Source organism: Shewanella sedimentimangrovi, assembly GCF_017354965.1.
Lineage (GTDB): Bacteria > Pseudomonadota > Gammaproteobacteria > Enterobacterales > Shewanellaceae > Shewanella > Shewanella cyperi.
The window spans coordinates 331,503-338,337 of sequence record NZ_CP071502.1 but is presented as its reverse complement, the minus strand read 5'-3'; the positions used below and the strand labels follow the sequence as shown (position 1 = coordinate 338,337).

At 55.3% G+C, this 6,835-nt stretch carries 3 protein-coding genes; all 3 read right to left on the bottom strand.

The window, feature by feature from the left end; translation table 11 throughout:
* Positions 1–17 precede the first annotated feature (17 nt).
* Entirely contained in the window at positions 18–686 is a 669-nt protein-coding gene (locus JYB85_RS01480; RefSeq protein ID WP_207380751.1) for a hypothetical protein, read from the bottom strand.
* 648 nt (positions 687–1,334) lie between these two features.
* Positions 1,335–2,324 carry a serine/threonine dehydratase gene (locus JYB85_RS01475; RefSeq protein WP_207380750.1) on the bottom strand — a complete coding sequence of 330 codons (990 nt, stop codon included), beginning with the start codon at positions 2,322–2,324 and terminating at the stop codon, positions 1,335–1,337.
* A 134-nt stretch (positions 2,325–2,458) separates the two neighbouring features.
* Positions 2,459–6,796 carry an alpha-1,6-glucosidase domain-containing protein gene (locus tag JYB85_RS01470; RefSeq protein WP_207380749.1) on the bottom strand — a complete coding sequence of 1,446 codons (4,338 nt, stop codon included), beginning with the start codon at positions 6,794–6,796 and terminating at the stop codon, positions 2,459–2,461.
* Positions 6,797–6,835 lie beyond the last annotated feature (39 nt).

Genomic DNA, 6,835 nt, shown 5'->3' with positions numbered 1-6,835 from the left:
GTGTATAAATAATTTGATTAGTTACGGTAAAGCGCGATATTGAATTCCACTACCCTCATGCCCCAGGTATTCACCAGCGCATCTCTGCAATCTTGATGGGTAAGATCTTTATCTATTTCTACAATCTTTAACGGAATGACAGAGATTTCTGAGCCATTTAACGTGATCCATTGCTGCTCTGGAGAAGTCCGAACTTGTAACCAACACTGTGGGCTTAGGCTTTTCCCACTCACATCTTCTACACCGCTAATAACTCTCACGCCAGAGAATTGCTTTGAAAGCCGCTGATAAATGTCATAGATGCTGGTTTCATGACTGGTTATCTCTGCCCAATCTATGCCCCACACCTTTTCAAAAGACGCATTAGAATCCGAAGCTAGCTGTACTTCCTTTTTATTCAAAGGGAGTATGAACTCATCCTTATAAACCAAGAAAGTACCCTCATTAGTAACGTAACTGCTATCTTTCGTTAGCAACAAACCTTTACCAGAGTTTTGTACCAAGCTAGACCTTAGCTCAACAAAATCATAACTTGACATACCATCATGAACGTCGCGGCCTAATGTATTACTTAAAGTTACTGTCGTACTAATACGAATTTCTCTATCAGCTTGAATCGCAAAATGAGCGCTTACAATTGCAATGACAAAAGAAGCTACTAACATCAACCCCAAGATTAACCGCATGACATCCCCATATTCAATCCATGATCGAGCTAGGATACAATAATCTTGTTAAAATAAAAATAGGTATTAATTGCTGAATGTATTCTATCATGCAAACACTGGAGTACTCCATAAGCTGCAAAAATTGTCTTACTCTAACTCAAGCAAAAAGATGCTTAATACCTAAGACTTACTAATTATACAAAGCGCGCCACTTTAGGACCAGGAACCAACTTAGGTATCAGTCAGCATTACTCGACAGACAGATCGGCCGAGGGTGTTAATCCTAAGCACAGAGAGTCAAGGATTATGGATAAACCGGAGGTTATACAGCTACAGAAGTAATTCGCAAATTAAATAAATTGCAGCTATTAACAAGTACTAATTTACTGTAATTAGCATTAACCAAGCGACCAGCAATGAGATATATTGAAATCTTGGAAAATTAACCGGGGACTAGCCTACAACAAGGTATGCATACTAAATAGCTATTTTATGTATTACGACTATGCTGAGCAGATATTCAGCTCGCGGCACCTCTTACTAAGAAACACCTCAGCCATAATTAAGTAGATCCCAAAAATTCATTAATTACACCTTTCTAAACCAAACATGGAAAGCATTAAACAGCCAATACCCTCTCACTTTTATAATTATCTATAAAAAGCTCTAGAGCCCGGGCCTGCGCAGCAGGTGGTCGTCCTGCCAGATGCGCTGCATTTTAGCCTGATCTATATTGCCGCCGGAGAGGATCACCAGCACCTGTTTGGGGCTGGTTTGCTTGCCGAGCCATTGCACCACGGCCTCCATGCTCATGGCACTGGTGGGTTCCACATGCAGCTTCAGCAGGTGCTGTAACCATTGGGTCCAATAGGCGATGCGCTCTTCATCCACCTCGTAAAAATCATCCAGTTGCTGTAACAGGGGGAAGGTCAGAGACCCTACCGCCAGGGTAGCGGCGCCATCGGCCAGAGTATCGGGTTGGGCGTCAAGCCGCACTATTGAGCCACTGCGCAGTGAGCGGGCGGCGTCATTGCCGAGCAAGGGCTCGGCACCGACCACAACTGCCTGGGGACACAGTTCCCGGGTTGCCAGCAGGGTACCACTCAGCAGGCCACCACCACCGCAGGGGGCAAATACGCCATCCATGGGCGGCAATTGCCTAAGGGCTTCCAGCGTCGCCGTGCCCTGACCGGCAATGATCTGCGGATGGTTGAAGGGGGGGATCCACACAGTATCTGGCTCGGCCGCGGCGGCCTGCACCTGCTCATCGGCCTCTTGCCGGGTCTCGCACAGCACCAGCTCGGCACCATAGAAACGGGTCGCGGCGGCTTTGACCCTGGACACGTTCTGCGGGCTGAAGATCTGCGCCGCCACCCCGAACTGGCGCGCGGCATAGGCTACCGCCTGGGCGTGATTGCCCGAGCTGTTGGCGACCACCTTTTTGGGCAGCTTGCCCTGTTCCTTGAGCCAGGCCAGCACATTGGTGGCACCGCGCAACTTGAAGGCACCGACCCGCTGCAGGCATTCTGCCTTAAAAAACACCTTGTGGCCGAGCCAATCGTTCAGCAGGTAGGAACTGACTATCGGGGTCTCACTGATATAGGGTTGAATTCGTTCGCTGGCGGCCAGCACATCGGCATATTGCGGCAGGGACATCTTGGTCTCCATTTATAAGAATACGACTGACTGTAACAGCTTAGGCCCCGATAACAAGTCTGCCGAGGACCAACTCAGCCAAGGGAATGACAGGGACAAAAAAGCCGCCCAAGGGCGGCTTTGTTAATGTCAGGTCAATTGACCCTGGTGACGGTTAAGCTGGGCGCACTTGGATCCGGGCCTGCTACCGTGAAGCGGTAAGTGCCAGCCTCGGCCACATTGAGCTTGAGGTTGGCGCCCTTGGCCGCCAGCGGCTCGGCCAGATCCAGCGCCACATCGGCAACATCGCCTGACAGGGCACCGAAATCCACTGTGCTCCAATCCGAGCTTGCCACCTTAAACTCAACCGCACCGGCGCCGAGGCTGACGTCGGTGCTGTAGACACCGGCTCCCTGATAGCTTAAGGGGTTGTCTGTGCCCCAGCCATTCATGCCACCGCGCAGGTACACCTGGGTGCCGGCAAAAATGTCTGTCTTGAACACGGTCAGCAAGGGTTCGCTGCGGTTCGACAGGTCAAAGATGAAGCTGTAGCTGGTGTCCTCATCAAAGTTCATGCTGAGGTTACCACCCTTGGCTGCCAGGAATTTCTCCACGCCCAGGGTCACACTGCCATCGGCCTCACCGCTGCCAAAGTCCACTGTGCTCCAGTCGCTGGAGGCTAGCTTAAAGCCCTTGCTGCCGGCGGTCAGCGCTACATCGACCCGGTAAACGCCGCCACCCAGATAGGTCATGGCGTTGTCGGTACCCCAGCCGTTCATATCACCGCGCAGGTACACCTGGGTGCCGGGGAACGGCTCCTCGTTGTACACGGTCAGCTGCGGGTTATCCTTGTCACTGGCATCGAGGGAGAACACATAGGTCGCCGCCAGAGCTGCACTGAACTTAAGGTTGGCACCCTTGGCCGCCAATTGCTCAACCACGCCCTCTTCCACATCGGCAACGTCCGCTGACACACCGCCAAAGTCCACCGTACTCCAGTCTTCCGACGCCAGCTTGAACTCATAGTCGCCGGGCGCCAGGGTGATAGCCACCCGGTATTCGCCGTTGCCAACGTATTGCAGTGGATTGCCTGTGCCCCAGCCGTTCAGGCTGCCACGAACATACACAGTGGTGCTGCCATAGGGCACCACATCGGGGGCGCCCACAGTGGCATTGGCCGACAGACCTTCGCCCTGCGCCGCGCCCTGGGCCTTAACAAACACCGCCGTGGTGTAGGCAGGCACGGTGAAGGTGCCCTCGTTATCGCCTGCGCTGAAGCTGGCGCCGCGCACCCTGGCATCGATGGAAGATGCCAGCAGCGGATGCAGGCTGAAGCCCGAGGCCGTGGGTATGGTATGGAACTGGCTGCTTGCTGTGCCATTGACCATCACCACTATGGCGTCAACCGCAGGGTCGAGATCCGTAAGACCGGCACCATCATCCAGGCTCATCACAATCACACCCTGGGTTTGGCGCTTGCCCACGTTGTGGAAGCCCACCCGGGCAATGATGTCCTCGGCGGTGGTCAGACGGAACAGCTTGCTCTGGTGACGGATTTGCAGAAACTCGCCAAACACCTCGGCGGCAAAGCCTATCTCGCTGGCCGAGGCCGCGGTATTGGGGTTGGCCGAAATACCGGCGATGGTATTCCAGTTGCCCTGGTTGTCCTGTGCCAGCGGCAGACCCACGTTCCAGTTGTTGCCGGACTGGGTAAAGTCGACATAGTTGAACCAGTCGCCTGAGTCATAGCTGTTACGGTCCATGGACTTGGAGCGCAGCATGTCGCCGCCCAGCTGCAGGAAAGGAATACCCTGGCTCAACAGTGGCAGGGTGGCGGCAATATTCTGGGTCCGCACCCTGTCTTCCAGGCTCATACCCACGGGATGGCTGTATTGCAGCTTGTCCCACAGGGTCTCGTTATCGTGCTTGGACACATAGTTGATGCTGTCGGCCGGATCGGCGGCATAGGCCGTGGACTGGGAATTCCAGCTGAAGCTGCTGCCCTTGGCCGAATTGCCGTTGAAGTCCTTGAGCACATAGTCTTTGAGGTTACCGGCCATGGACAGCCTCAGGGTGTCCTGATCCCGCAGCACTTCGTCCTTGAGCTCGCTCTGGAACAGGCTGCCACCACGGATGGCTTCACGAATTCTGTCGTTGAAGCTGCCCACCTCGGTGCCGGCCAGATTGGCCTGGGTGGCCTGCTCGAACAGGCGGTTGTCGGCCACCTCGCCGAAGTTCCAGCCCTCACCGTAGAAGTAGGTATCGGGGTCCACGGCACGCACTGCATCCCGCGCCGCCAGCATGGCCGACTTGGGAATATGGCCCATGATGTCGAAACGGAAACCGTCAAAGCCAAAATCCTGCGCCAGTGACACCAGGGTGTCGTTCATCAGCTTAGCCATCATGGCGTGTTCGGTGGCGGTGTTTTCGCAGCAGGTGGAGCGCTGCATGGCACCGGTCACAGGGTCGTAGCGGTGGTAATAGCCGGGCACCACCTTGTCGAGCACTGAGTTGTCATACAGCCCGGATGAGCTGGTGTGGTTGTACACCACGTCGAGCACGGTGCGCAGACCAATGCCGTGCAGCGCCATGTTCATGGCTCTCAGTTCTTTAACCCTGGCCACGCCATCGGGGCTTGAGGCATAGCTGCCCTCGGGTGCCAGGAAGTGCTGTGGGTCGTAGCCCCAGTTGAAGCCATCCAGACCACGCATGGCATTCACCAGTGCCTGGGCATCGGCGGAGCCCGGCAGGCTGTCTTCCAGCAGGCTCTGGATAGTGGCGCCCTTGTCCTTGGTCTTACAGGCATCGGCGCTGTCGTTAATCTTGCCGCACAGCTTGCCCAGGGTGTCGGTCAGTTCCACCCGCTCATCTTCCAACTCGTTCACCGTGGCCATGTCGGTCACAGGCAACACATGGAAGTGGGTCAGGCCCTTTTGTGCCAGTGAACGCAAATGCTCCACAGGGGCCGAGCCCTCTTCGGTAAAGGCCAGGTACTTGCCGCGGTTGGCGGTGCTGGTGCTGTCATCGCGGATGCTGAAGTCGCGGACATGGCCTTCATAGACCACTATGTCCTCGGGATCCGCGCCCTCGGGCACCATATGACCATCCCAGCCATCGGGCTTGGTATCAGCATCGCTCAGGTTAACAAACTGGCTGAAACGGCCGTTGGCGGACACGTTGACCGAATAAGGATCGGTACTCTCGACGGTTTCCAGTTTTTTGCTGACCGGATGATACAGGGTCAGTTCATAGCGGTAATAGCGACGGTCAAGCCCGGTGCCGGTGAACGACCAGATGCCGGTGGCAGGGTCTTCGGTCATGGCCTCGCTGCGGGTTAAGTTTTTCGCCTCGTCATACACCTTGAGGGTCACGGCCTGAGCCGTGGGCGCCCACAGCCTCGCGGTAACCGCATCGCCATCGTAGCTGATCCCCAGGCTCGCCTCATTGGCATCAGCATCTCCCGAGGTATAGAGGTCATCCAGGGCCCGCGCATTTTGCACATAGGTGGCGGCCAGAGGTTTACCGTCAGCATCCAGACCGGCCAGCACCAGTTGCTCCTTCACCAAGGCTCTGGCCTCAGTGTCAGACAGGTTGAGCCGATAGGCCGGCCAGTTTGCCAGCTGGGGCACCAGGGCCTTTTGCGCGTCACTGAGCTCCGTCTGGGTCAGCAACAGCCGGGCGCCACTGATGTTACCGCTCTCATCGACACCAATATCGGCGCCGGGTGAGTGCAGCAGCACAAACTGATTTATACCCTCGGGGCTTTCATTCCACACCAGAGTGTCTTTATCCAGCCAGTGGGCGCTGGCACCCGAGATAGAAAAGCCCACATCCAAAATCGGGAAATCATAGACATCACTCACACCGTGAATGGTGAAATTGACCCGATCGAACCTGGCCTCGGCTGCGGTAGGATCCTCAAAAGGCTTGAGGTTCATCTTAAGATCCCCATCACCCAGGGCCTTACCGCTACCTTCGGTGCCAATGTGCACTATGAAGTTGGCGCAATCGCTGTGCCCTTCCTTGAGATTAAGGATCCAGTAGGCGCCGTAGTTGGGATCGATTCCGTCGAACTCGTGTCCATTGGCCCAGTCGCTGGTATCAAACGGCGCGGCATAGGCGTCACAGGTGTCGTTATTCCAGGTGTGCAGCTTGTAGCCCGGGTAATTGGGATTGGCACTGCTGTTGTCTTTATCCTTGATGCGATTGTAATAGAGCACGGCCTGGTTTTTACCGGCAAAGACCACTGGGTCCGGCAACTCGGGGTTGTAACCTACTATGCAGTTTTCATTTTTTGCATCGGGAAAAGTGGGCGCCTTGCAGACCTTGGGTGGCGGCGCCACACACTGGGTGCCACTGGCGTCGGGTACCATGGGCACATCGCAGGTCAGCAGTACCTGACCGGGTTCGGATGAATCGCTGCCACAGCCCCATAGCAGGCTGGCGCCGAGCACCAGCGCAGACAGTCGGGCAAGATTGGAGATACTCAACATGAGTTTTCCCTCGGTAAAATTGAGTTTATGACCTTTTCG